Raw genomic sequence first — 22,637 nt, forward strand, 5'->3', positions numbered from 1 at the left:
ACGCTACAGGGCAGGGACGTCGACGCGGCGCTCCCAGACGCCTTCGCTGCCGACGCCGACGAACCCGACCGCCTCGTTGACGTCGAGCATCGGCCGGTTCTCCTCGGCGTTGAACGTGACGATGGACGGGTGCCCGGGGTGGTCTCGCTCGACGGTCTCGATCCCGACGACCTTGAGCAGCCACCCGAGGCGGTGACCCCGGTGCTCGCGCAAGACCAGGGTGTCCCACTGGAACACCGGCTGCGTGACGTCGTGCGGTACGGCGAGCTGACTGAAACCGGCCAGGGTGGTGCTTACGACGTCCTCGACGGCGATCGTGAGCATCGTCCGCGGCGCCGTCAGCTGCTGGGCCTCGCGCTCCCGCAGGCGCTCCACGGTCCAGACGTCCTCGGGCTCGTCCATGCCCCCCTGCGGAGCGTCGGTGCTCATCCGGGTCTCGAGCACCGCGATGTCGGCTTCCCACCGCGCCGGGGTCGCGCCCGTCCAGGTGTGCACGCGGTACTGCGCACCTGCGGCCGCAGAGGCCTCGGCGTGGATCCGACCGATCTGCGTCGGGTCCGCGGGCAGTCCCAGACGACTGATCCGGTTCACCTGGCCGAAGTGCCACCCACGTCCGGTCAGGAAACACACGCCGGCCTCGTCCGCGGGCACGGCGCCGAAGCCCGTGGGGGCCTGCACGAACCCGGAGCCCGATGCCGGACCGACCTGCCGTGAGACGGCGTAGGTCTTCCACTGCGTGCGTCCCTCGGCCCGGGCGATGCCCTCCAGGTGGTCGGCGAGCAGCGTCCCGACGCCACGCCGACGGTGGTCCGGGTCGACGCCGATCGAGACCCAGCAGTTGGTCGTGCCCGGCGCGGTCTTGGAGTCGTACGAGCCGGCAGCGACCGCTGTGTCGTGCTCGTCACGCACCAGGAACAGCCGGCTCGGGGCATCGGGGTCGTGCTGCTGGGGGAGTTGCTCCTCGGCCTTCCAGGCCAGCTCCGCCAGGCCGTGCACCGCGATCTCGGAGCGGTTGGACACGTCCACCCACTCGCGGAACGCCCGGACCTTCGCCGGGTCGTCGGTCATGGTGGCGGGCACGTCGAGTTCGGTGACGCGGTACACGATCGGTTCCTCCCGCTGGCCGTGCACGGTGCGCGGGCAGCCGAGCAGCATATCGGTGGACCGGCCGCCGCCGCTAGGATCCCTTGCGTGCTCCTCTCCGACCGCGACATCACCGCCCAGCTCGCCGCCGGCCGGATCGGTCTCGATCCCCATGACGCGGCGCTCATCCAGCCGTCGAGCATCGACGTCCGTCTGGACAAGTACTTCCGGCTGTTCGACAACCACAAGTACCCCCACATCGACCCGGCGATCGACCAGCCCGACCTGACCCGCCTGGTGGAGACCGACCCGGACGAGGCGTTCGTGCTGCACCCCGGCGAGTTCGTCCTCGGCTCGACGTACGAGGTCGTGACGCTGCCGGACGACATCGCCGCGCGACTCGAGGGCAAGAGCTCCCTCGGCCGCCTCGGGCTCCTCACACACTCGACGGCGGGCTTCATCGACCCGGGCTTCACCGGGCACGTCACGCTCGAGCTGAGCAACGTGGCGACGCTGCCGATCAAGCTCTGGCCGGGCATGAAGATCGGGCAGCTGTGCTTCTTCCAGCTCTCGAGCCCCGCCGACAAGCCCTACGGCTCGGCCGAGTACCAGTCGCGCTACCAGGGGCAGCGCGGCCCGACCCCGTCGCGGTCGGCGCAGAACTTCCACCGCGCGGACGTGTCCCAGCGGGACTGATCCGCGCCCGCGATCACCGGCGGGGTAGAACGAGCGGTCGCAATCCGACCAAACATGTTGCATGTTGTGTATCGTGGCGCCATGTCCGCAGTCCTGCCACGGCCCGTCCAACGACCGTCCGCGGCCGAGCTCATCCGTGACGCCCGTCTGCGCGCCGAGTTGACGCAGGTCCAGCTCGCGCACCGTGCCGGCGTCACGCAGAGCGTCATCAGCACCTACGAGAACGGTCGCCGCGAACCCTCGTTGGCAGCCCTGCAGCGGCTGCTGCTGGCAGCCGGTTTCCTGACGGTGATCGACCTGGAGCCCGTCGCCGAGGGGCCGTCCCTGCTCGAGCGCGTGCACCGACACCGCGAGCAGCTGGTGGACCTGGTCCACGAACTCGGTGGGTCGAACCCGCGGCTGTTCGGCAGCGTCGCGCGGGGCGAGGACGGCCCCGACAGTGACGTCGACCTGATGGTCGACCTGCAGCCCGAGCACGGGATCTTCGCGCTCATGCGGATCCAGGACGCGGCCGAGCAGGTCCTCGGGGTCCGCGTCGACGTCGTGGTCGCGGACGGGATGAGCGAGGACGTCGTCGCGTCGGCGGTCCCGCTGTGAACCGCGAGCTCGGCGACCGCCTGGACGACGTCATCTGGGCGTGCGGGGTGATCGCCCGGTACGTGTCCGACCCGGCGCTGCCCGACGACCTGGTCTACGACGCCGTGCGGATGCGCCTGGTCGAGATCGGCGAGGCCGTGCGGATGCTCCCCGTCGCGGTCACGGCTGCCGAGCCGGACATCCCCTGGTCGCGCGTCTCGCTGCTGGGGGAGCGGCTCACGCGCCGCTACTTCGACACCACGCCCGCGGTGGTGCTCGGGACTGCCCGAGTGGACGTCCCGCACCTGTGCGCGGCAGCGCGCCGCCTGCGCGCCCGCCACGCGGTGCGGAGCCGCTGACGGACGGCGCCAGCCACTGCCGAGTCTCGGCTCGGCGGACAGGTTGCGCCGTCCGGTGGCCGCGTTGTGTCCGCCGGGCCGAGACTCGGGGCAGCGGCCCCGCCGCCAGCGCGCACCGTGACGGACGGGAGGCCCGGTGCCAGCCAGCCACGCGCCTCCCGTCCGGCATGCACTTGCGCTGCAACCGAGTCTCGGCTGGGCGGACAGTCTGCGCGGTCCGGTGGCCGCGTTCTGTCCGCCGGACCGAGTCTCGGCGCAGTGGCCGGCTCCGCCAGCCGCAACGAGGACAGGGCCCCGTCCGCTCACGCGGACGGGGCCCTGTCGGGTCGTGCTGAGGATCAGCCCTGCTTGGCGAGGTCCTCGAGGGTCGAGTTGCCCTTGTAGGCCTCGACCGCGTTGTCCTTGGTGACGAGGATCGGGGTCAGCTCGATGGCCGGCACCGTCTTCACACCGTTGTAGTTGTTGGTCTTGTCGATCTTGGTGTCGGGCTTGTCGCCCTTGGCCAGGGTCGAGACCAGGTCGACGGCCGCCTGGGCCTCTTCCGTGGTGTTCTTGTAGATCGTCGAGTACTGCGTGCCCTGCATGATCAGCGGGATCGAAGCGGTCTCCGAGTCCTGACCGGTCACGACGGGGTTGTCCTTGCCGGCGGCCTTGGTCGCGGTGAGGATGGCGCGGGCCAGGGTGTCGTTCGGCGACAGGACGCCGTCGAGCTTGGTGTCACCCGTGTAGTACTGCGAGATCAGGTCGGTCATGCGCGACTGGGCGTTCTGCGCGAGCCAGCCCTTGGTCTGCACCTTCTGGAAGGTGGTCTGACCCGAGACGACCTTGATGGTGCCGTCGTCGATCTTCGGCTGCAGGACGTTCATCGCACCGTTGAAGAACACGGTGGCGTTGGCGTCGTCAGCCGAACCGGCGAAGAGCTCGACGTTGTACGGTCCGTCGCCCTTCTTCTCCTTCAGGCCCTTGAGCAGCGCCTGGGCCTGCAGCTGGCCGACCTTGTAGTTGTTGAACGCGACGTAGTAGTCGACGTTCTTGGTGTTCAGGATGTTGCGGTCCCAGGCGATGACGACCGCGCCCGAGGACTTCGCCGACTTGACCTGCGAGGTGAGCTGCGAACCATCGGCGGCACCGATGATGACGGCCTTGGCGCCCTTGGTGATCATGCCCGAGATCTGCGACTGCTGGTCCGGGACGGGGCTGCCGGCGTTGGCGTACTGGATGTCGGCCTTGAAGCCGGCGTCCTCGATCGACTTCTTGAACGCGGCACCAGCGAGGACCCAGTTCTGCGAGGTCTTCGCGGGCAGTGCGACACCGATCAGGTCGCCCTTCTTGATGGTCGCGGTGGAGGAACCGCTGCCGGAGTCCGAGCCACGCGACGAGCAGCCGCTGAGGGCGAGGCCCGCGATGAGCGCCAGGCTGAGGCCGGCGACGATCTTCTTGCGCATGTGATTGCTTTCTCTTCGTTGAGGAGGGGTGGGGCCGAGGCCCCGCTGTGGGGATGGGTGGGCTAGGGGAGGGTGACCTTCTCGGGCTGGTCCTCGATGGACCGCGGCTGCTGGGCGGCCACCGTGTTCTGCTCGGTGTCCTTCCGCTGGAACTGCCGGAGCATGCCGCCGATCAGGGACGGGCGTCCCTGCGACTTCGAGTAGACGTCGAAGGCGACGGCGACCAGCAGGACCAGACCGCGGATGATCTGCACCTTGTTGGACTCCAGGCCCATCAGCTGCAGGCCGTTCGACAGCAGGGCCATCACGAGACCACCGATGATCGACCCGGAGATCGTGCCGACACCACCGGCGACCGCGGCACCACCGACGAACACGGCGGCGATCGCGTCGAGTTCCCAGCCGGTGCCGTCAGCGGGACCAGAGGCACCGGAGTAGGCGACGAACACCATGCCGGCGACGGCGGCCAGGACGGACATGTTCATCATGACGAAGAAGTTGACCTTCTTGGCCGAGACACCGGACAGGACGGCGGCGCTGGAGTTGCCACCGACGGCGTAGACCTGGCGACCGAAGATCGTGTTCTTCGTGACGAAGCCGTAGATGATCGTCAGCACGCCCAGGATGATCGCGACGATCGGGACCGAGGTGCCCACGGGGCCGGCGCCGAACAGGTACGTGGCGACGAGCGTCACGGCGACCAGGATGCCGGTGCGGACGACGGAGACCCACAGCGGCGGGACCTCTGCCTGCATCTTGCGGCGACGGGCACGGCCGCGGGCCTCGATGATGATGAGCGCTGCGATCGTCACCAGGCCGAGCAGCAGGGTGCCGTTCGAGTAGCCGAAGTCCGGTCCGAAGTCGCCGAGGAAGCCGGCGCCGATCGGGGTGAAGCTGTCCGGCACGGGGACCGACGTCGAGTTGCCGATGATCTGGTTGACACCACGGAAGATCAGCTGGCCGGCCAGCGTCACGATGAACGCCGGGACGCGGACGAAGGCGACCCAGAAGCCCTGCCAGGCGCCGATGACGGCACCGACGGCCAGGCCGAGGATGATCGCCGTCCAGACCGGGAAGTGCCACACCGCGATGGACTGCGCCACGATGATGCCGACGACCGCCGCGACCGAACCGACCGACAGGTCGATGTGTCCGGCGATGATCACCATGACCATGCCGAGCGCCAGGATCAGGATGTACGAGTACTGCAGGAACAGGTTGATCACGTTGGTGGGCTGCAGGATCAGGCCCTGGGTGGTGATCGAGAAGAAGATCAGCAGCACGATGAGCGCGATGATCATGCCGTACTGGCCGATGCTGTTGCCCTTGCCGAACAGCAGTTTCAGTTTGTTCATGAGACGGTGGCGCCCTTCCGCGCGGAGGTCATGCTGCGCATGAGCGATTCGGGATCGGCCTGGTCGGCCGGCAGGTCAGCGGTGATCTGACCTTCGAAGATGGTGTAGATGCGGTCGGACAGCCCGAGCAGTTCGGGGAGCTCGGACGAGATCAGGATGATGCCCTTCCCCTCGGCCGCGAGCTGCTGGATGATGCCGTAGATCTCGAACTTGGCGCCGACGTCGATGCCGCGGGTGGGCTCGTCGAGGATGAGCAGGTCGGGGTCGGTGAACATCCACTTCGACAGGACGACCTTCTGCTGGTTCCCGCCGGAGAGCTTGCCGACGTTCTCTTCCACCGTGGGCACCTTGGTGCGGAGCATCTTGCGGTACTTCTCGGCGACCGAGTACTCCTCGAGCGAGTCGACGACGCCGCCCTTGGAGATCTTCTTCAGGTCGGCCGCGACGGTCGAGCGCTTCACGGTGTCGAGCAGGTTCAGGCCCAGCGCCTTGCGGTCCTCGGAGACGTACCCGATGCCGGCGTCGATCGCCTGCTGCACGGTGTTGACCTTGATCTCGCGCCCGTCCTTGAGGATGGTGCCGCCCAGGAACGTGCCGTACGAGTGGCCGAACAGGCTCATCGCGAGCTCGGTGCGACCGGCGCCCATCAGCCCGGCGAAGCCGACGATCTCGCCGCGCTTGACGTGGAAGTTCGAGCCCTTGCAGACCAGGCGGCTCGAGTCGAGCGGGTGCTGCACGGTCCAGTCGCGGACCTCGAAGAACGTGTCGCCGATCTTCGGGGTGCGGTCCGGGAAGCGGGACTCGAGCGAGCGGCCGACCATCCCGCGGATGATCCGGTCCTCGTTGACGCCGTCCGCCTTGACGTTGAGCGTCTCGATGGTCTTGCCGTCGCGGATGATCGTGATCTCGTCCGCGATCTGCTCGATCTCGTTGAGCTTGTGGCTGATGATGATGCTGGAGATGCCCTTGGCCTTCAACCCGACGATCAGGTCGAGCAGGTGCTGCGAGTCGTTCTCGTTCAGGGCCGCGGTGGGCTCGTCGAGGATGAGCAGCTTGACGTCCTTGTGCAGCGCCTTCGCGATCTCCACGAGCTGCTGCTTGCCGACGCCGATGTTCTTGATCTGCGTGTCCGGGTCGTCCCGCAGGCCGACGCGGGCGAGCAGGTCCTGCGCACGCAGCTGCGCGGCGGTCCAGTCGATCGCGCCGAAGCGGCTCGGCTCGTTGCCCAGGAACAGGTTCTCGGTGATCGAGAGCTCCGGGATGAGCGCCAGCTCCTGGTGGATGATGACGATGCCGGCCTGCTCGGACTGCTTGATGTTCGAGAAGCGCATCTCTTCGCCCTCGAAGACGATCTCGCCGTCGTAGGTGCCGAACGGGTAGACGCCGGACAGGACCTTCATCAGGGTCGACTTGCCGGCACCGTTCTCGCCGCAGATCGCGTGGATCTCGCCGGCGCGGACGTTGAGCGACACCTCGGACAGTGCCTTGACACCAGGGAACTCCTTGGTGATCGACCGCATCTCGAGGATGGTCTCGGGTGCGGTGATCGACCGGGTCTGAAGTCCGGTGTCGATCGGGTTTGACGCCACAGTGCATCTCCTTCTGCCGCTGCGATGCGGCAGTCCTTCGTGTGGTCCTGCTGCGGCAACGAAGGGGCACAGGGTGCTGTGTCGGACTTCGTTGTCGGGTCCGGTGCCCCAGCCCGTGTGACGTGATGTGAACGGTCACATCGGCTGGAACGGAGGTAATACTACGCATGGCGTCGTCGCCGGTGTCAATTCGGATTGGTCGCGTTTCGGTAACGGTCCGCATGTCCGCGAGGCGGCGGACGCTCGGTGTCCCCCGAGGTGGGGCCCTGCCCCGGCGTGGTGCGGATCGGACGGGAGGCACGGTGCGGGCTGGCACCGGCCCTCCCGTCCGCCACCCGGTCGCGTTCCCCGGACAAGCGCTGACCCGACCTGCGGTCTGCCGCTCCGATCCCCGTGCCGATCCGCGCGCAGGACGTCGAATCGCGCGTTGGCGGTCGGAACTCCCCGGTCACCACGCGCGATCCGACCACCCGTGCGGCGGAGGACGCGCGATCCGACCGACCCGGCAGCCTGGGGCTCAGCCGCGGTGTCGGGGTGCGCTCGTGGACGCGCGGACCACCAGCTGCGGGACGATCTCGACCGGTCGCAACTCGTCGTCGCCGTCCGGCAGCAGCAGGTCGACGCACCGTCGGCCGAGGTCCGCGAAGTCGACCTGCACGGTGGTGAGCGGCGGCCAGAAGTGCTTGGCCTCGGGGATGTCGTCGTAGCCCACGACCGACAGGTCCCCGGGGACGTCGAGCCCGTACGACCGTGCCGCGTGCACCACCCCGAGCGCCATCGCGTCGTTCGAGCAGAACACGGCCGTGCAGTCCCGGTACCGCAGTAGTTCGCGTCCGGCGTGGTAGCCGAAGTCCGCCGTCCAGTCACCCAGGATCGGGGGCTGCACGGGCTTGTCGCGGTCGGACATCTCGCGCAGGAACCCCTGCATCCGTGCGTCGGCCTCGATCCAGTCCTGGGGTCCGGCGATGTGCCGGACGTACTCGTGGCCCAGGTCGAGCAGGTGCGCCGTGGCCAGGCGGGCGCCCTCCATCTGGTCGACCCACAGCGCCGTCGGGTCCTCGTTGACGCTCGAGCGCAGGGTGACGTAGGGCGTGCGGACCCCGAGCTCCTCGATCAGGTCGAACACCCGCTGCTGCGGTGCGATGACGATGAGCCCCTCGACGTCCTGGTCGAGCAGGTGCCCCAGCCCGTCGCGCACTGCGGTGTCCGTCGGCTCGGCGATGTTCGCGGTCGTGATCGAGTAGCCGCGTCCGACGGCGGCGTCCTCGATCGCCTGCATCGTGACGGCGGGTCCGTAGTGGGAGCGCTGGGCCGTCAGGACGCCGATCGTGCGCGTCCGGCTGGTGACCAGCGCCCGCGCGGCACGGTTCGGCCGGTACTGCAGCTGCTCCATCGCGGCCAGCACCTTGTCGCGGGTCTCGGCGCGGATGGCGTCGGAGTTGTTCAGCACGCGCGACACCGTCTGGTGCGACACCCCGGCCACCCGCGCGACGTCGCGGATGCTGGGCGACCGCGGTGGCTGTGTCCGCGTCGACGACATTGGTTCTCGTTTCCCGCTCGGGGCCGTGGCACGCCCATGTGCACGTTCACATTCCGAGCCAGATCATTATGCACGTCCGGCGACCGGGCGCCACCTGAGTTGTGGAAGCGCTCACCGACCGGGTAGCGTGCTGCCCAGCATCCGGTATGTCGGATGCATCGACAATCGAACATCGGCCGTCCTCACCCGACGGCAGTCGCTCCAGACACCAGAGAACAGCGACACCCACAGCGCACGACGCTGGGGTGTCGGCTGTTCTTTTTTCGTGCCCGGGGCGCACCCCACCACCCACCAGACCCCGCCCGCCCACGAAGGAGTGGCCTTGTCGAAGTCCCGCAGACTGACGAGCTTCATCGTCCTGTCCATGACCGGTGGTGTCGTCTTCCAGGTGGCGTACCTCCGCTTCGTCTTCCTGGCAGACACCGCACACGCACTCGGCCTGACCATCCAGCGCTACGGCGAGGTGACCAGCATCTTCGGCGCCGTCGCCGTGGTGATGTACTTCTGCGGCGGCTGGTTCGCCGACCGGTTCCCGCCCAAGGCGCTCATCGTCGTCGCCCTCGGCGGCACGGGCGTGGTCGACCTCTGGCTGGCGACCGTCCCGAGTGCCGGCGGCGTCGTGGTCGCCCACGTGCTGATGGCCGTGCTCGGGATGGGGCTGTACTGGTCCTCGCTGGTCAAGCTCGTCTCGATGCTCGGCTCGGCCGACGAGCAGGGCAAGCTGTTCGGCTTCCTCGAGGGGATCCGTGGCGTGACGTCGACGATCGTCGGGTTCGTCGGCGCGGGCATCGTGGCCGCGGCGATCGCCAGCACCAGCGGCGTGCTGGACGTCATGCGGATCTACGGCGTGCTCTGCCTGGTGTTCGCCGTGCTCGTGCTCGTGGTGGTGCGGACCGACCGCTCGGCGCTCGACGGTGTCGCCCGGCAGACCGTCACGCTCCGTGAGCTCGGTGCCGCGGCCCGCAACAAGTACACGTGGCTGATCGGCTGCTCGATCATGATGATGTACGCGTTCTACACGCTGCTCGGCTACCTGACGCCGCTGCTGCAGGACGGCTACGCGGTGCCCGTCGCGCTGCTCGGTGTGATCGGTGTCGTGCGCAGCTACGTGTTCCAGATCGTCGGCGGTCCGGTCGGCGGCGTGCTCGTCGACCGCTGGACGAAGTCCTCGCCCGCCTTCCTGCGCTGGGCCTTCGTCGTGGCCGGTGCCGGTGCGCTCGGCTTCGTCCTCCTGCCGCAGTCGCCCGCCCTGGTGTGGGTCGCGATCGCGCTGATGACCGTCCTGTGCCTGGCCGTCTTCACCTCGCGCGGGGTCTACTGGGCGCAGATCGGCGAGGTCGAGGTCCCGCTCGCCCAGCGCGGCGGCGTGATCGGCCTGGCATCGGGGATCGCCTACCTGCCTGACGCGTTCCTGCCGGCGATCGGCGCATGGTGGGCCGGTGACCCTGCCAGCGACGTGCCGCAGCAGGGCGGCGGATACACCGCGATGTTCGCCGTGCTGGTCGGCGCGGCCGTCGTCGGTCTCGTCCTGACCACGCTCACGATGCGCGTCCGCCAGCGGGACCTGGCCCGGCGCCCGACCCCGACCGCGCCCGACACCGTCCCCGCCTGACCCCGCTCGACCTGCAGCGCCCGCTCGACCTGCAGCGCCCGCTCCACCTGCACCGCCCGCTCCACCTGCACCGCCCGCTCCACCGAAAGGACCCCACATGGACATCCGCGACTTCTCGCTCGACCTGTTCTCACTCGCCGGCCGCACCGCGATCGTCACCGGCGGCAACTCCGGCCTGGGGCAGGCGTTCACGCTCGCCCTGGCCAAGGCCGGCGCCGACGTGTTCGTGCCGGGCGTGCTCGACGACGACGGCACGACCCGCGCGCTGGTCGAGGCCGAGGGACGCCGCTACGAGTTCCTCGAGATCGACCTGACCGCCGCCGACGCTCCTGCCCGCATCGTCGACACCTGCCTGCAGCGGATGGGCGGGATCGACGTGCTCGTCAACTCCGCGGGCATCTGCAAGCTCGCGACCGTCGACGCCTTCGGCCGCGAGGAGTGGGACCCGATGGTCGCCGTCAACCTCACGGCCCCGTTCGCTCTCGGCCACGCCGTGTCCCAGCACTTCGCGGCGCAGGGCTCCGGCAAGATCATCAACATCGCGTCCCTGTTCGCGTTCCTCGGTGGTCAGTGGTCCCCGGCGTACGCGGCGACCAAGCACGGCATCGTCGGCTTCACCAAGGCGTACTGCGACGAGCTCGCCCAGCACGGGGTGCAGGTGAACGCCATCGCTCCGGGGTACTTCGCGACCGCGATCACCCAGGCCACGCGGTCCGACCCGACGACGAACCAGCGCGTCCTCGACCACATCCCCGCCGGCCGCTGGGGCGAGCTCGCCGACCTGATGGGCGCGACGGTGTTCCTGGCCTCGCCGGCATCGGACTACGTCAACGGCCACACCCTGACCGTCGACGGCGGCTACCTGGTGCGCTGACCCGCCACCGCCACCGCCCTCCTCGACCTCTCCCGACCCGCCAGCCCGCAACGAAAGGCACCCCATGATCGACTCGATCGCCACCCTCGACCGCTCCGAGATCCTGGCCCAGCTCGCCACGATCGTCCGCCCCGAGCAGATCGACACCGACCAGCAGCACCTGGCGGACGCCAGCGTCGACCGCTTCAAGAAGTACCAGTCCGTGCACGGCATCCACGACGCCCCGCTGCCCGTCGCGATCGTCAACGCCGAGTCCACCGAGGACGTCGCCGCCGTGCTGGCGTTCGCGAACGACGCCCTGGTCAACATCGTCCCGCGCACCGGCCGCACCGGCACCGAGGGCGGACTCGAGACCAGCGTCGTCGACACGATCGTGCTCGACTGCTCGCGGATGGACGCCGTCCTGCGCATCGACGAGGAGAACATGCAGGTCACGGTGCAGGCCGGCGTGCCGTTGCAGCGGTTGGAGGACGCGCTGCGCGAGCGCGGCCTGACCACCGGGCACTCGCCGCAGTCCAAGCCGCTCGCCCAGTACGGCGGCCTGGTGGCCACTCGCTCGATCGGGCAGTTCTCGACCCTGTACGGCGCGATCGAGGACATGGTCGTCGGACTCGAGGCCGTGTTCCCCGGCGGCGCCGTCCGGCGCATCAAGGCCGTCCCCCGTCGGTCGGCCGGCCCGGACATCCGCCACGTGGTCATCGGCAACGAGGGCGCGCTCTGCGTCATCACCGAGGTCACCGTCAAGGTCTTCAAGTACCAGCCCGAGAACAACACCTTCCACGGCGCGCTCGTCGACGACATGCGCACGGGCATCGCGATCCTGCGCGAGGTCATCACGAACGGCTTCCACCCGTCGGTCGTCCGGCTGTACTCGCCCGAGGACGCCAACCAGCACTTCGCGCACTTCTCGCGGGGCAAGTGCGTGGTCGTCTTCGTCGCCGAGGGCCCGAAGGGGATCGTCCAGGCCACGAGCGCCGAGATCGACCGCGTGATCGCCCAGCACCCGCACGAGCCCGTCGACCCGGCGCTCATCGAGGCCTGGTTCGACGACCTGAACTGGGGCCAGGACAAGATCGACGCCGAGAAGCAGGTCATGCTCACCGAGGGACGCCTCGGGTACACGACCGAGATCTCGGCGGACTGGTCGGCCGTCGCGGACGTCTACGACGCGGTCATGCACCGCATCCGCACCGAGTACCCGCACGCCGACGACCTGACCATGCTCGGCGGGCACTCGTCGCACAGCTACCAGACCGGCACGAACATGTACTTCGTCTACGACTACGTGATCAACTGCGAGCCGGAGCAGGAGATCGAGAAGTACCACATCCCGCTCAACGCGATCATCGTCGAAGAGGCGCTGCGCCACGGCGGCTCGATGGTCCACCATCACGGTGTCGGCAAGTACCGCACGCCGTGGGTGGAAGAGGAGCACGGCTCGGCGTTCGCGATCATGCAGGGGCTCAAGGCGCAGTTCGACCCGAAGGGCATCATGAACAAGGGCACGATCTTCCCCGCGGCCGGTGCCATCCAGCCGGCCGCCGCCGACCCGGACACCACCTTCGCGGCGTCGCGCCCGTGACCCGGTACCTGGTCGGCATCGACAACGGCTCGCAGTCGTCCAAGGTCTCGGTCGTCGACGAACACGGTGTCGTCGTCGCCGAGGGGCGTGTGCCGCTCCGGCCGAACCACACCCCGGTGCCGGGCGTCGTCGAACACCCGGACGACGACCTGTGGGACTCCATCGCCGCCGCGTGCCGGATCGCGATGGACGCCTTCACCGGGGACCCGGCCGACATCGCCGGTGTCGGCCTGTGCACCATCCGGTTCTGCCGGGCGATGCTCCGTGCCGACGGGTCCCTGGCGCAGCCCGTGCTCAGCTGGATGGACGCCCGCGTCGGGCAGCCCTTCGTCGCCGAGCACGACGACGTCGCCTGGGTGACGACGTCGTCCGGGTACATCGGCCACCGCCTGACCGGGATGTTCCGGGACACCGCCGCGAACCACCAGGGCATGTGGCCGATCGACACCGGCACGTGGCGCTGGTCCACCGATCCGGATGCGTATGCCCGCACCGGCATGCGTCCGGACCAGCTGTTCGAACTGGTCGATCCGGGCACGGTCCTGGGCACCGTGACCGCTGCTGCGGCGGCGGCCACGGGCCTCCCCGTGGGCCTGCCGGTCGTCGCCACCGCGAACGACAAGGCCGTCGAGGCCCTCGGATGCGGCCTCCGCGACCCCGCGACGCTGCTCGTGTCGCTCGGCACGTACATCGCCGGCATGTCCGTCGGCGACCACGACACCGCGGACTCGTCCGCGTTCTGGGCGAACTTCGGGTCGGAGCCCGGCCGTTACCTGTACGAGAGCGGCGGCATCCGGCGGGGCATGTGGACGGTCAGCTGGTTCCGGGACCTGCTCGGCGCCGGCACCGAGGCCGAGGCCGCTGCCGCGGGCGAACGGGTCGAGGACCTGCTCAACCGCGAGGCCGCTGCCGTCCCGGCCGGGTCCGACGGCCTGCTGACGGTGCTCGACTGGCTGGCGCCGTCGGACGCGACCTTCCGCAAGGGGAGCATCCTCGGCTTCGACGCCCGGCACGGCCGTGCGCACGTGTACCGCTCGATCCTCGAGGGCATCGCGATGACCATGCGCGAGCGCGCCGACGCGATGGCCGACGAGCTCGGCATCCGGTTCCGACGGGTCGTCGTGTCGGGCGGCGGGTCGAGTTCGGACCTGATGATGCAGGTGATGGCGGACGTCTTCCAGCTGCCGTCGATCCGGGTCGTCGGCGACAGTGCCGCCGGACGTGGCGCGGCGATCTGCGCTGCCGTCGCGACCGGGGTGCACCCGTCGTTCGACGCGGCCACCCGGGCGATGGTCGTCGAGCGTGACCGGACCACGCCGCGAGCCGAGCACGCCGCGGTGTACGACGCCCTGCGCGGCGTCCACGCGGACGTGGCGGCGCAGACCGACGCGCTCTACCGGCGCACCGCCGCGATCGTGGGCTGAACCGCCCGCAGGCCCGGTGTCGGTCCGCCGGACCGGCACCGGGCCTCCGGACGGTCACGCCCAGTGCGTCAGTTCACATGTCCCAGACGTCGCGGTTCGACGTCGCCACGGCCACCGCGCCGGCGCCGAGCGCGGCCAGCACATCGGCCTTGTCGCACACCAGGCCGCCGGCGATCACGGGCACGTCGGTGTCCGACCGCAGCCAGGTGATCACCCGCGGCATGCACCCGGGCAGGATCTCGATCGCGTCCGGCTTCGCCTGCTCGACCACGCGGGGGAGCTGGTGGTACGAGAACGAGTCCACCAGGAAGAAGCGCTGCACCGCGACCAGGCCGGCACGCTTGGCGGCGCGGACCAGGTTCGCCTTCGTCGACAGGATGCCGTCGGCGGCCGTGTGCTCGGCGATCCACGTCACGACGACGTCACGCGCGGCGAACCCGTCCAGCAGGTCGACGTCGACCAGGACGGTCTTGCCGGCGTCCTTCGCTCGCTGCACGATCCGGACGACGTCGAGCACGCTGCCGAACAGCAGGAACACGACGGCCCGGTCGGAGCGCAGGACCTCGGTCAGCGCGGTTTCGTCCTTGACGCTGGCGATCACCGGGTCGTCGTGCAGGGCCTCGAGCACCACCTGCGCGGGATCGCGCTGCGTCAGGGTCATACGCACCATTGTCGATGTCCCGACCTGGGCGCGCACTGGTCCCGCGCGGGCGATCGGGTCAGTCGAGCGCGCGGACCGGCAGCTGCTCGAGCTGCCACCCGAGCCACGGGCTGAACGCGAACGGCGCGGCCGACACGGCGCTGCGCAGGGCGTCCTCGGACAGCCACTCGTACTCGGAGACCTCGTCGTCGGCCGGGGCGGGCACGTCGTCGGTCACGGCGCGGAACACCGGGCAGACCTCGTTCTCGACGATCCCCGACGCATCGACCGCGCGGTAGCGGAAGTCGGGCAGCACGGGCTGGACGTCGCGGACGGTGATGCCGAGTTCGCGGGCGGCACGCCGGGCGATCGCATCCTCGAACGACTCGTCCGGACCGGGGTGTCCGCAGAACGAGTTGGTCCAGACACCGGGCCACGCCTTCTTCGACAGGGCACGCCGTGTGACGAGCAGATCCCCGTCGCTGTTGGTCACGTGGCAGCTGAACGCCAGGTGCAGCGGCGTGTGGTCGGTGTGGACCGCGAACTTGTCCGCGGTGCCGATCGGGGTACGGTCCTCGCCGAGCAGCACGACGGTTTCAGGGAAGTGGTTCATCTAGTTCGATAGATTAGGCCAATGACGGACGAAGCGGCCACCGTGGCGCACATCGACCTCGCGCTGGTCGACGAGTGTCTGGAACGGTTCTTCACCGTGTCGTCGGCCCGAGCCCAGGCGTTCGGACGCCCCTCCGAGGAACTCTGGCGGGTGCTCCGCAAGGCGAGCATGGGCGGCAAGCGCTTCCGCCCGCGCATGGTGCTCACCGCCTATGCCGGGCTCGGCGGCACGGACGTGCACGCAGCGGCGAACGTCGGTGCGGCGTACGAACTCCTGCACACGGCACTCGTGGTGCACGACGACGTGATCGACCGAGACTGGTCCCGCCGCGGGCAGCCGAACGTCGCCGGGGCGTTCCGCGACACCGGCACGACGGGCGGTCTGCCGCTGCCGACGGCCGAGCACCGGGGGACCAGCGCAGCGGTGATCGCCGGTGACCTGGCGCTCGCCGGTGCACCGCGGTTCATCGAGTCGAGCGGCGCCGACGGCGAACGACGCGCCCGGCTGCTCGACCTGTTCGACGACGCCGTGTTCGCCAGCGCCGCGGGCGAGATGGCCGACGTCGACCTGACCCACGGCGTGATGCCCACCGTGGACGAGGTCCTGGCGATGGAGCGTGCGAAGACGAGCGTGTACTCGTTCGAGGCGCCCCTGCAGTCCGGGGCAGTGCTGGCCGGGGCCGACGAAGCGGTCGTCACCGCGCTCGGGGCGTTCGGCCGCGAGATCGGCATCGCCTACCAGGTGGTCGACGACCTGCTCGGGGTCTTCGGTGACGAAGCCGCGACGGGCAAGACCGCGATCGGCGACCTGCGCGAGGGCAAGCGCACCATGCTCATCGCCTACGCCGCCACCACCGAGTGCTGGTCCGAGCTGGCGCCGTACCTGGGCGACCCGGACCTGACCGAGGAACGCGCGGCCGAGATGCGCCGCCTGCTCGTGCACTGCGGCGCCCACGACGCTGCCCTGGCACGGGTGCAGGAGCACACCGCGCTCGCCCGGGCCGAACTGGCCGCGCTGCCCTACGACCTGGCCGTCCGGCTCGAAGCCCTGGTGTCCGAACTGGTGGAGCGCGTCCGGTGACCACGAACCGCACCGGGAGCACGCACGCCGCGCGACTCCCGCTCTACGACGCCACGGCCGAGGCGGCGTCCGCCGTCGTCATCGATCGCTACTCGACCTCGTTCGGGCTGGCCAGCCGGCTGCTGACGAAGGACACGCGCGAGCACATCACGAACGTCTACGCCCTGGTGCGGGTGGCGGACGAAGTGGTGGACGGTCCGGCGACCGAAGCCGGGCTGGATCCCGTGCTCGCCCGCCAGGTCCTCGACGAGCTCGAGCAGGACACCGAGCGCGCGATGACGCACGGCTTCTCGGTGAACCCGGTGGCGCACGCCTTCGCACGCACCGCGCGGACGACCGGGTTCGGTGCCGAGCTGACGCGGCCGTTCTTCGCGTCGATGCGGATGGACCTCGAGCAGACCGAGCACGACGACGCCTCGTTCGCCACCTACGTGTACGGCTCGGCCGAGGTCGTCGGGCTGATGTGTCTGCGCGCGTTCGTCTACCGGGCCGGCCGGCCGACGTTCGACGGCACCGTGCTGGTCGACGGGGCCCGGGCACTCGGTGCCGCGTTCCAGAAGGTCAACTTCCTGCGCGACCTGCACGCCGACTTCGAGGTGCTGGGCCGCTCGTACTTCCCGGGGGTCGACGTCCGCACCTTCGACGAGGCCACCAAGCGCCGACTCGTCGCGGACGTGCAGGCCGACCTCGACACCGCGGCCCGCACCGTCCCGCTGCTGCCGAAGGACGCCCGCGCCGCGGTCGGTCTCGCGCACGCGCTGTTCCAAGAGCTGAACGACCGGATCGCCGCCACCCCGGCGGACCGGCTGATCACGACGCGCGTGCGCGTCCCCAACCCCGTCAAGGCGCGGCTCGCCGCGCAGGTGCTCGCGCGCCGCGCGCCGCTCCGTTCCCGTTCCGTCACCACCACCCAGCCTGGAGGCCCCCGATGACCCCGCCACGAGCCTCTGGTCCGAAGGCCACCCGCAAGGTCCCCGTGCGCCGTGCCGTCGTGATCGGCGGCGGGATCAGCGGACTCGCGTCGGCCGCGCTGCTGGCGCGCGACGGCTACGCCGTCACCGTGCTCGAGCAGCGCACCCAGCTGGGCGGGCGCGCCGGCTCGTGGGAGCGCGACGGCTTCCGGTTCGACACCGGCCCGAGCTGGTACCTGATGCCCGAGGTGTTCGACCACTTCTTCCAGCTGCTCGGCACCAGCGCCGACGAACAGCTCGACCTGGTCAAGCTCGACCCGGGCTACCGCGTCTACAGCGAGGGCTACGACGACCCGATCGACCTGCGGGCATCGCGCGAGGACAACCTCGCGCTGTTCGAGTCCGTCGAGCCCGGCGCGGGCAAGCGGATGGCGAAGTACCTCGACTCGGCTGCGGACACCTACGACATGGCGGTGCGCCGGTTCCTGTACGGCACGTTCCAGGACTTCCGGAAGCTCGCCGCACCCGACGTGCTGCTGCGGATGGGCAAGCTCGCCCGCCTGCTGCTCGAGCCGCTGTCCACCTTCGCCGAGAGCGCTGTCCGCGACCGCCGGTTGTGGCAGGTCCTGGGCTACCCGGCCGTGTTCCTCGGCACCAGCCCGTACTCGGCGCCGAGCATGTACCACCTGATGAGCCACCTCGACCTGGCCGACGGGGTGCTCTACCCGAAGGGCGGCATCACCGAGGTGATCTCCGCCGTCGAGCGCGTCGCCCGGGCCGAGGGCGCGCAGATCGTCGCGGGCGCCAAGGTCGAGCGGATCCAGGTCGAGGACGGCCACGTCACCGGCGTGGTGCACCGCGACCGTCGCGGCGAGCAGCACGTGGCACCCGCCGACGTCGTCGTCAGCGCGGCCGACCTGCGGCACACCGAGATGCAGCTGCTCGACCGCGAGCACCGCACCCACGACGAGTCGCACTGGAAGCGGCGCGACCCCGGCCCCTCGGCCGTGCTGGTCTACCTCGGGGTCGACGGGCCGGTGCCGGGGCTGCTGCACCACACGCTGATGTTCACCGCGGACTGGAAGGCCAACTTCGGCGCGGTGTTCGGCGACGACCGGCACGTGCCGGACCCCGCCTCGATCTACGTCTGCGCCCCGTCGGAGACCGACCCGACCGTCGCCCCGCCCGGCACGAGCAACCTGTTCATCCTGGTCCCGCTGCCCGCCGACGTGGGCATCGGCAAGGGCGGCATCGATGGTGCCGGCGACTACGAGGTCGAACAGATCGCCGACCGTGCCATCGACGTCGTCGCCGAGCGCTCGGGCGTGCCGGACCTGCGCGACCGCATCCGCGTGCGCCGGACCATCGGCCCGCGTGACTTCGCGGACGACTACAACGCCTGGAGCGGCTCGATGCTCGGCCCGGCGCACACCCTCAAGCAGAGTGCCTTCTTCCGCGAGGGCAACAAGTCGAAGCAGGTCGAGGGCCTGTACTACACCGGTTCGTCGACGATCCCGGGCATCGGTCTGCCGATGTGCCTGATCTCGGCCGAGGTCCTGCTGAAGCGCATCCACGGCGACACCTCGACCGAACCCCTGCCGACCCCGCTCGTGCGCGCCGAGGGCGTGCCCCCGCGTCCGGCCCCGCGGGCGACGAAGCAGCGCGCGTCCGCGACGGCAGCTGGGTGATGCCCGGCCTGTACCTGCTCGGACTGCTCGTCTCGCTGACGGGCATGGTCGTGCTCGACGCCCGCTTCCGCCTGTTCTTCTGGCGGGCGCCGTGGCGGGCCACCGCGGTGATGGTCGTCGGCGTCGCGTTCTTCATGGTCTGGGACGTCGCCGGGGTGGCCCTCGGCATCTTCTTCATCGGCCCGACACAGCTGCTGTCGGGCGTGCTGCTCGCGCCCGACGTCCCGCTCGAGGAGCTCTTCTTCCTGCTGCTGCTCTGCTACACGACGATGAACCTGACCGGCGCCGTCCGGCCGGTCGTGGCGCGCGCACTCGCTCGTCGGAGGACACGGTGAACGGGCTCTACGCGCTGCTCGCGGTGCCGTTCCTGGCCGTGGCCGTCTTGGTCGCTGTCGCCGCCGGCATCGTCGCCGCACGTCGCGCTGGCTCACGGGCCCGGGCGGTCAGCGGCCGACGGATCGCCCTGGTGAGCGGGCTCGTCGCCGGCGTCGCACTGCTCGTCATGACGGTCGTGTTCAACAACGTGATCGTGACCCTCAGCATCGTCGCCTACGACCCGGCCCGGATCAGCGGGGTGCGCATCGGTGCGTTCCCGATCGAGGACCTGGCGTACGCGATCGGTGCCGCGTTCCTGCTGCCCGCCCTGTGGGTGCTGTTCGACCGCAGCGGCGGACGCGACCGTGTCCACGGGACCGGTTCCACGACCCGCACCCAGCCACGCCCCGAACCGGAGGACCCGCGATGACGGCGACCCCTGCCTCCCGGCAGTCCACCATGCGCGCGCTGTTCGTGTCGTCGCGGCCCATCAGCTGGGTGAACACGGCGTACCCGTTCGGTGCCGCCTACCTGCTCGGCAGCGGGGTCGGCGTCGACGGCGGTGGCGGGTTCTCGATCGCCGCGTTCCTGATCGGCGTCGTGTACTTCCTGGTGCCCTACAACCTGGCGATGTACGGCATCAACGACGTCTTCGACTACGAGTCCGACCTGGTGAACCCGCGCAAGGGCGGCGTCGAGGGCGCGCTGCTCGACAAGAGCGTGCACCGCACCACCCTGTGGGCCGTGGTCGTGACGAACGTGCCGTTCCTGGTGGCGCTCGTGCTGCTCGGCGGACCGTGGTCGTGGTTGGTCCTGGCGATCAGCGTCTTCGCGGTCATCGCCTACTCGGCACCGGGCCTGCGGTTCAAGGAGAAGCCGTTCCTGGACTCGCTGACCTCGTCGACGCACTTCGTGTCCCCGGCGATCTACGGCCTGGCGCTCGCCGGGCCGCACTGGACCGGGCAGCTCGTGGCGGTGTGCATCGCGTTCTTCCTGTGGGGCGTCGCCTCGCACGCGTTCGGTGCCGTGCAGGACGTCCTGGCCGACCGGGCTGGCGGCATCGGCTCGGTGGCCACGGTGATCGGCGCGCGGGCGACCGTCCGGCTGGCGTTCGTGGCGTACGTCGTCGCGGGCGTCGCGCTGCTGTTCTCGGCGTTCCCGGGGCCCATCGCGGCGGTCGTGGTGATCCCGTACGCGCTCAACGTGCTGCCCTGGTGGAACGTCACCGACGCCGCGGCCGAGTCGGCGAACGCGGGGTGGAAGCGCTTCCTGTGGATCAACTACCTGGCGGGCTTCATCGTCACGATGGCGCTCATCGCCTACGCCTTCACGCACTGACGCGCTCCGATCGCGCGGAGGTGGTCGAATCGCGCACAGAGGGTCGATTCGCGCGTGGTCAGTCCGAACTTCCGACCGACCACGCGCGATCCGACATCCCATCGCGACCGGTGTGGGAACGAACACGTCGGTCGTCCCTGACAGGATGGACGTGACGCCGAGGTCGGTGTCACGTCGATCACGAAGGAGTGTCCGCATGCCGGTCCGCATCATCCACGTCGGTCTCGGAGGGTGGGGCGGCAGCTGGGCCCGCGAGGCCATCCCCGCCGTGTCAGAGGTCGAGGTGGTCGGCATCGTCGACCCGAGCGCCGACACCCTCGACGCCGTGCGGACGGACCTGGGGCTTCCCGAGACTGCGGCGTTCCCCTCGCTGACCGCTGCGCTCGCCGCGGTCGACGCCGACGCCGTCGTGATCACGGCGCCGGCCGTCACCCACGTGCCGCTCGCCCTCGAAGCGCTGGACGCCGGCAAGCACGTCCTGGTCGAGAAACCCTTCGCCAACACCGCCGACGAAGCCGCCGAGGCCGTCCACCGTGCCGAGGAACGTGGGCTGGTGCTGCAGGTCAGCCAGAACTACCGCTTCTACCCCGCCCCGCAGGTGACCCGGGACCTGCTGCGCGCCGACGCCGTGGGGGAGCTCTCCGCGATCAACGTCGACTTCCGCCAGTGGGACAACGACCGCCCGTTCGCCGACCACCCGCACTACCGCTTCCCGCACGCGATGTTCAACGACATGGCGATCCACCACGTCGACCTGCTCCGCATGGTCACCGGGCAAGAGGCCGTGCGGGTCTTCGCCAAGGCCACCTACCCGTCGTTCAGCAAGTACCAGGACGAGGCCGTCGCGTCGATGCTCATCGAGATGCAGGACGGCCTGGTCGTGAGCTACCGCGGCAGCTGGCTGAGCCGCGCGGAGCACACCGCGTGGGCGGGGGAGTGGAGCATCCAGGGCGAGGACGGCGAGCTGCGGTTCACCAGCCGTGCGGGCGAACCCGGGGACGTCTCCGGCGACGTCGTCACGATCCGGAAGCCCGGTGACGCGGCGCCGACGTCGGTCGAGCTGCCGACGGCCGAGCACCACGACCGGCAGGGTGGCCTGCAGGCCTTCGCGCGGGCGATCCAGGGCGGTCCCGCGCCGGAGACCAGCGGCCGCGACAACCTGCGCAGCCTGGCGCTGATGGAGGCGGCCACCCGCTCCGCCGCGTCGGGTGTGCCCGAGGACGTCGTCGTCCCGTCCTGACGACGCGCGGAGCGCGCGGCCCCGCTCGGAGCCCCGCGCTCGGCGCGGCCCGGTTCGGACCACCGCGACCACGTTCGGACAGGAGGCTCGGTGCCGGCTGGCACCGGGCCTCCCGTCCGCCACATGCCGCGTCACGCGGCCTGTCGGGAGACTCCGCGACCACGACCGTGTACGAACGAGGTATGGCGCACGACAGTCTCCCCGAGCTCGAGCTCGCGAACGTCCGCACCCGGGAACGCATGACCGACACGGTCGAGCGCATCCGGCACAAGGTCGACCTGCCCGCGCGCACGCGTCTGGCGCTGGCGAAGACCCGACAGCGGTGGCACCGCGACCCCACGCCGCTGGTCGCCCTCGGCACGATCGCCGCCGCGGGCGTGGCAGCCGTCGTGCTCGGCGCCCGCATCGCCCGGACGCCCGCCGGCCACCTGGCCGCACCGCCGTCCTCGACCGCGTTCACCGCGCTGCTGCCGTTCGGTGCCCGGGGTGGCGACGAGTCCGCTCCGGGGCGGAAGGGCCGCAAGGCGCGCAGGGCAGGTCGGAAGGCGCGCACGGCAGCCCTCGCGCAGGACCCGGGCCACCAGATGCGCGCGAGCCAGCAGAAGCGCACCGCCCGCGTGCGGAAGCAGGCGGACAAGTACCGCAAGCAGGCTGCCAAGCGCGCGAAGGCGAACTGA

22 protein-coding genes are annotated in these 22,637 nt (G+C 70.2%); 15 read left to right on the forward strand and 7 right to left on the reverse strand.

From position 1 onward, the window contains the following. Positions 1-3 precede the first annotated feature (3 nt). Positions 4-1,104 (reverse strand): GNAT family N-acetyltransferase, encoded by a 1,101-nt coding sequence (locus MT346_RS07590; protein ID WP_243562213.1) that lies wholly within the window; start codon positions 1,102-1,104, stop codon positions 4-6. 87 nt (positions 1,105-1,191) lie between these two features. Here MT346_RS07590 and dcd point away from each other — a divergent pair, with 87 nt between their 5' ends. The 3 genes from dcd to MT346_RS07605 all read left to right on the forward strand — a co-directional run bounded on the left by dcd (position 1,192) and on the right by MT346_RS07605 (position 2,714). After that, entirely contained in the window at positions 1,192-1,779 is a 588-nt protein-coding gene (gene dcd / locus MT346_RS07595; RefSeq protein WP_243562214.1) for a dCTP deaminase, read from the forward strand. An 81-nt stretch (positions 1,780-1,860) separates the two neighbouring features. Further along, positions 1,861-2,376 carry an XRE family transcriptional regulator gene (locus tag MT346_RS07600; protein ID WP_243562215.1) on the forward strand — a complete coding sequence of 172 codons (516 nt, stop codon included), beginning with the start codon at positions 1,861-1,863 and terminating at the stop codon, positions 2,374-2,376. Next, positions 2,373-2,714, forward strand: a complete 342-nt coding sequence (locus tag MT346_RS07605) for a HepT-like ribonuclease domain-containing protein (RefSeq protein ID WP_243562216.1) — start codon at positions 2,373-2,375, stop codon at positions 2,712-2,714. Before MT346_RS07600 ends, MT346_RS07605 begins: the two co-directional genes overlap by 4 nt. A 338-nt stretch (positions 2,715-3,052) precedes the next feature. Here MT346_RS07605 and MT346_RS07610 read toward each other — a convergent pair whose 3' ends face one another. From MT346_RS07610 to MT346_RS07625, 4 genes are all read right to left on the reverse strand, one after another. Next, positions 3,053-4,159 carry a sugar-binding protein gene (locus tag MT346_RS07610; protein WP_243562217.1) on the reverse strand — a complete coding sequence of 369 codons (1,107 nt, stop codon included), beginning with the start codon at positions 4,157-4,159 and terminating at the stop codon, positions 3,053-3,055. A gap of 62 nt (positions 4,160-4,221) precedes the next feature. Beyond that, positions 4,222-5,514, reverse strand: a complete 1,293-nt coding sequence (gene mmsB, locus MT346_RS07615) for a multiple monosaccharide ABC transporter permease (protein ID WP_243562218.1) — start codon at positions 5,512-5,514, stop codon at positions 4,222-4,224. Beyond that, complete coding sequence (gene mmsA, locus MT346_RS07620) at positions 5,511-7,034, reverse strand: multiple monosaccharide ABC transporter ATP-binding protein (RefSeq protein WP_243562418.1); 1,524 nt, start codon at positions 7,032-7,034, stop codon at positions 5,511-5,513. The genes mmsB and mmsA overlap by 4 nt, the downstream gene beginning before the upstream one ends. 586 nt (positions 7,035-7,620) lie before the next feature. After that, a complete protein-coding gene (locus tag MT346_RS07625; RefSeq protein WP_243562219.1) occupies positions 7,621-8,643 on the reverse strand; it encodes a LacI family DNA-binding transcriptional regulator in 1,023 nt (340 codons plus the stop codon). Positions 8,644-8,965: 322 nt separating this feature from the next. On the opposite strand from MT346_RS07625, the gene MT346_RS07630 reads away from it, so the two are divergent. The 4 genes from MT346_RS07630 (at position 8,966) to MT346_RS07645 (ending at position 14,135) form a co-directional block, all read left to right on the forward strand. Continuing rightward, positions 8,966-10,255 (forward strand): nitrate/nitrite transporter, encoded by a 1,290-nt coding sequence (locus tag MT346_RS07630; protein ID WP_243562220.1) that lies wholly within the window; start codon positions 8,966-8,968, stop codon positions 10,253-10,255. Positions 10,256-10,352: 97 nt separating this feature from the next. After that, positions 10,353-11,129: an SDR family NAD(P)-dependent oxidoreductase gene (locus tag MT346_RS07635; RefSeq protein WP_243562221.1), complete on the forward strand. Its 777-nt coding sequence runs from the start codon at positions 10,353-10,355 to the stop codon at positions 11,127-11,129. 64 nt (positions 11,130-11,193) lie between these two features. Beyond that, positions 11,194-12,711 carry an FAD-binding oxidoreductase gene (locus MT346_RS07640; protein ID WP_243562222.1) on the forward strand — a complete coding sequence of 506 codons (1,518 nt, stop codon included), beginning with the start codon at positions 11,194-11,196 and terminating at the stop codon, positions 12,709-12,711. Beyond that, complete coding sequence (locus MT346_RS07645; protein WP_243562223.1) at positions 12,708-14,135, forward strand: FGGY-family carbohydrate kinase; 1,428 nt, start codon at positions 12,708-12,710, stop codon at positions 14,133-14,135. Before MT346_RS07640 ends, MT346_RS07645 begins: the two co-directional genes overlap by 4 nt. A 73-nt stretch (positions 14,136-14,208) precedes the next feature. Here the strand turns inward: MT346_RS07645 and MT346_RS07650 are convergent, their stop codons facing one another. Together MT346_RS07650 and idi are read right to left on the reverse strand one after the other, a co-directional pair. Beyond that, positions 14,209-14,796, reverse strand: coding sequence for a glycerol-3-phosphate responsive antiterminator (locus tag MT346_RS07650; RefSeq protein WP_243562224.1), 588 nt, complete (start codon positions 14,794-14,796; stop codon positions 14,209-14,211). Positions 14,797-14,854: 58 nt separating this feature from the next. Then, on the reverse strand, positions 14,855-15,388 hold the full coding sequence (gene idi / locus MT346_RS07655; protein WP_243562225.1) for an isopentenyl-diphosphate Delta-isomerase: 534 nt from the start codon (positions 15,386-15,388) through the stop codon (positions 14,855-14,857). A 21-nt stretch (positions 15,389-15,409) separates the two neighbouring features. Here idi and MT346_RS07660 point away from each other — a divergent pair, with 21 nt between their 5' ends. The 8 genes from MT346_RS07660 (at position 15,410) to MT346_RS07695 (ending at position 22,637) form a co-directional block, all read left to right on the forward strand. Then, positions 15,410-16,468 carry a polyprenyl synthetase family protein gene (locus MT346_RS07660; RefSeq protein WP_243562226.1) on the forward strand — a complete coding sequence of 353 codons (1,059 nt, stop codon included), beginning with the start codon at positions 15,410-15,412 and terminating at the stop codon, positions 16,466-16,468. Then, on the forward strand, positions 16,465-17,400 hold the full coding sequence (locus tag MT346_RS07665; protein ID WP_243562227.1) for a phytoene/squalene synthase family protein: 936 nt from the start codon (positions 16,465-16,467) through the stop codon (positions 17,398-17,400). Before MT346_RS07660 ends, MT346_RS07665 begins: the two co-directional genes overlap by 4 nt. Beyond that, complete coding sequence (gene crtI, locus MT346_RS07670; RefSeq protein WP_243562228.1) at positions 17,397-19,067, forward strand: phytoene desaturase family protein; 1,671 nt, start codon at positions 17,397-17,399, stop codon at positions 19,065-19,067. Before MT346_RS07665 ends, crtI begins: the two co-directional genes overlap by 4 nt. Continuing rightward, entirely contained in the window at positions 19,067-19,402 is a 336-nt protein-coding gene (locus tag MT346_RS07675; protein WP_243562229.1) for a lycopene cyclase domain-containing protein, read from the forward strand. The genes crtI and MT346_RS07675 overlap by 1 nt, the downstream gene beginning before the upstream one ends. Then, complete coding sequence (locus MT346_RS07680; RefSeq protein ID WP_243562230.1) at positions 19,399-19,812, forward strand: lycopene cyclase domain-containing protein; 414 nt, start codon at positions 19,399-19,401, stop codon at positions 19,810-19,812. The genes MT346_RS07675 and MT346_RS07680 overlap by 4 nt, the downstream gene beginning before the upstream one ends. Then, entirely contained in the window at positions 19,809-20,720 is a 912-nt protein-coding gene (locus MT346_RS07685; RefSeq protein WP_243562231.1) for a prenyltransferase, read from the forward strand. Before MT346_RS07680 ends, MT346_RS07685 begins: the two co-directional genes overlap by 4 nt. Positions 20,721-20,916: 196 nt before the next feature. Then, a complete protein-coding gene (locus MT346_RS07690; RefSeq protein WP_243562232.1) occupies positions 20,917-21,960 on the forward strand; it encodes a Gfo/Idh/MocA family protein in 1,044 nt (347 codons plus the stop codon). A gap of 182 nt (positions 21,961-22,142) precedes the next feature. Further along, positions 22,143-22,637 carry a hypothetical protein gene (locus MT346_RS07695; protein WP_243562233.1) on the forward strand — a complete coding sequence of 165 codons (495 nt, stop codon included), beginning with the start codon at positions 22,143-22,145 and terminating at the stop codon, positions 22,635-22,637.

This window comes from Curtobacterium sp. VKM Ac-2922, from assembly GCF_022815645.1.
Classification (GTDB): Bacteria; Actinomycetota; Actinomycetes; order Actinomycetales; family Microbacteriaceae; genus Curtobacterium.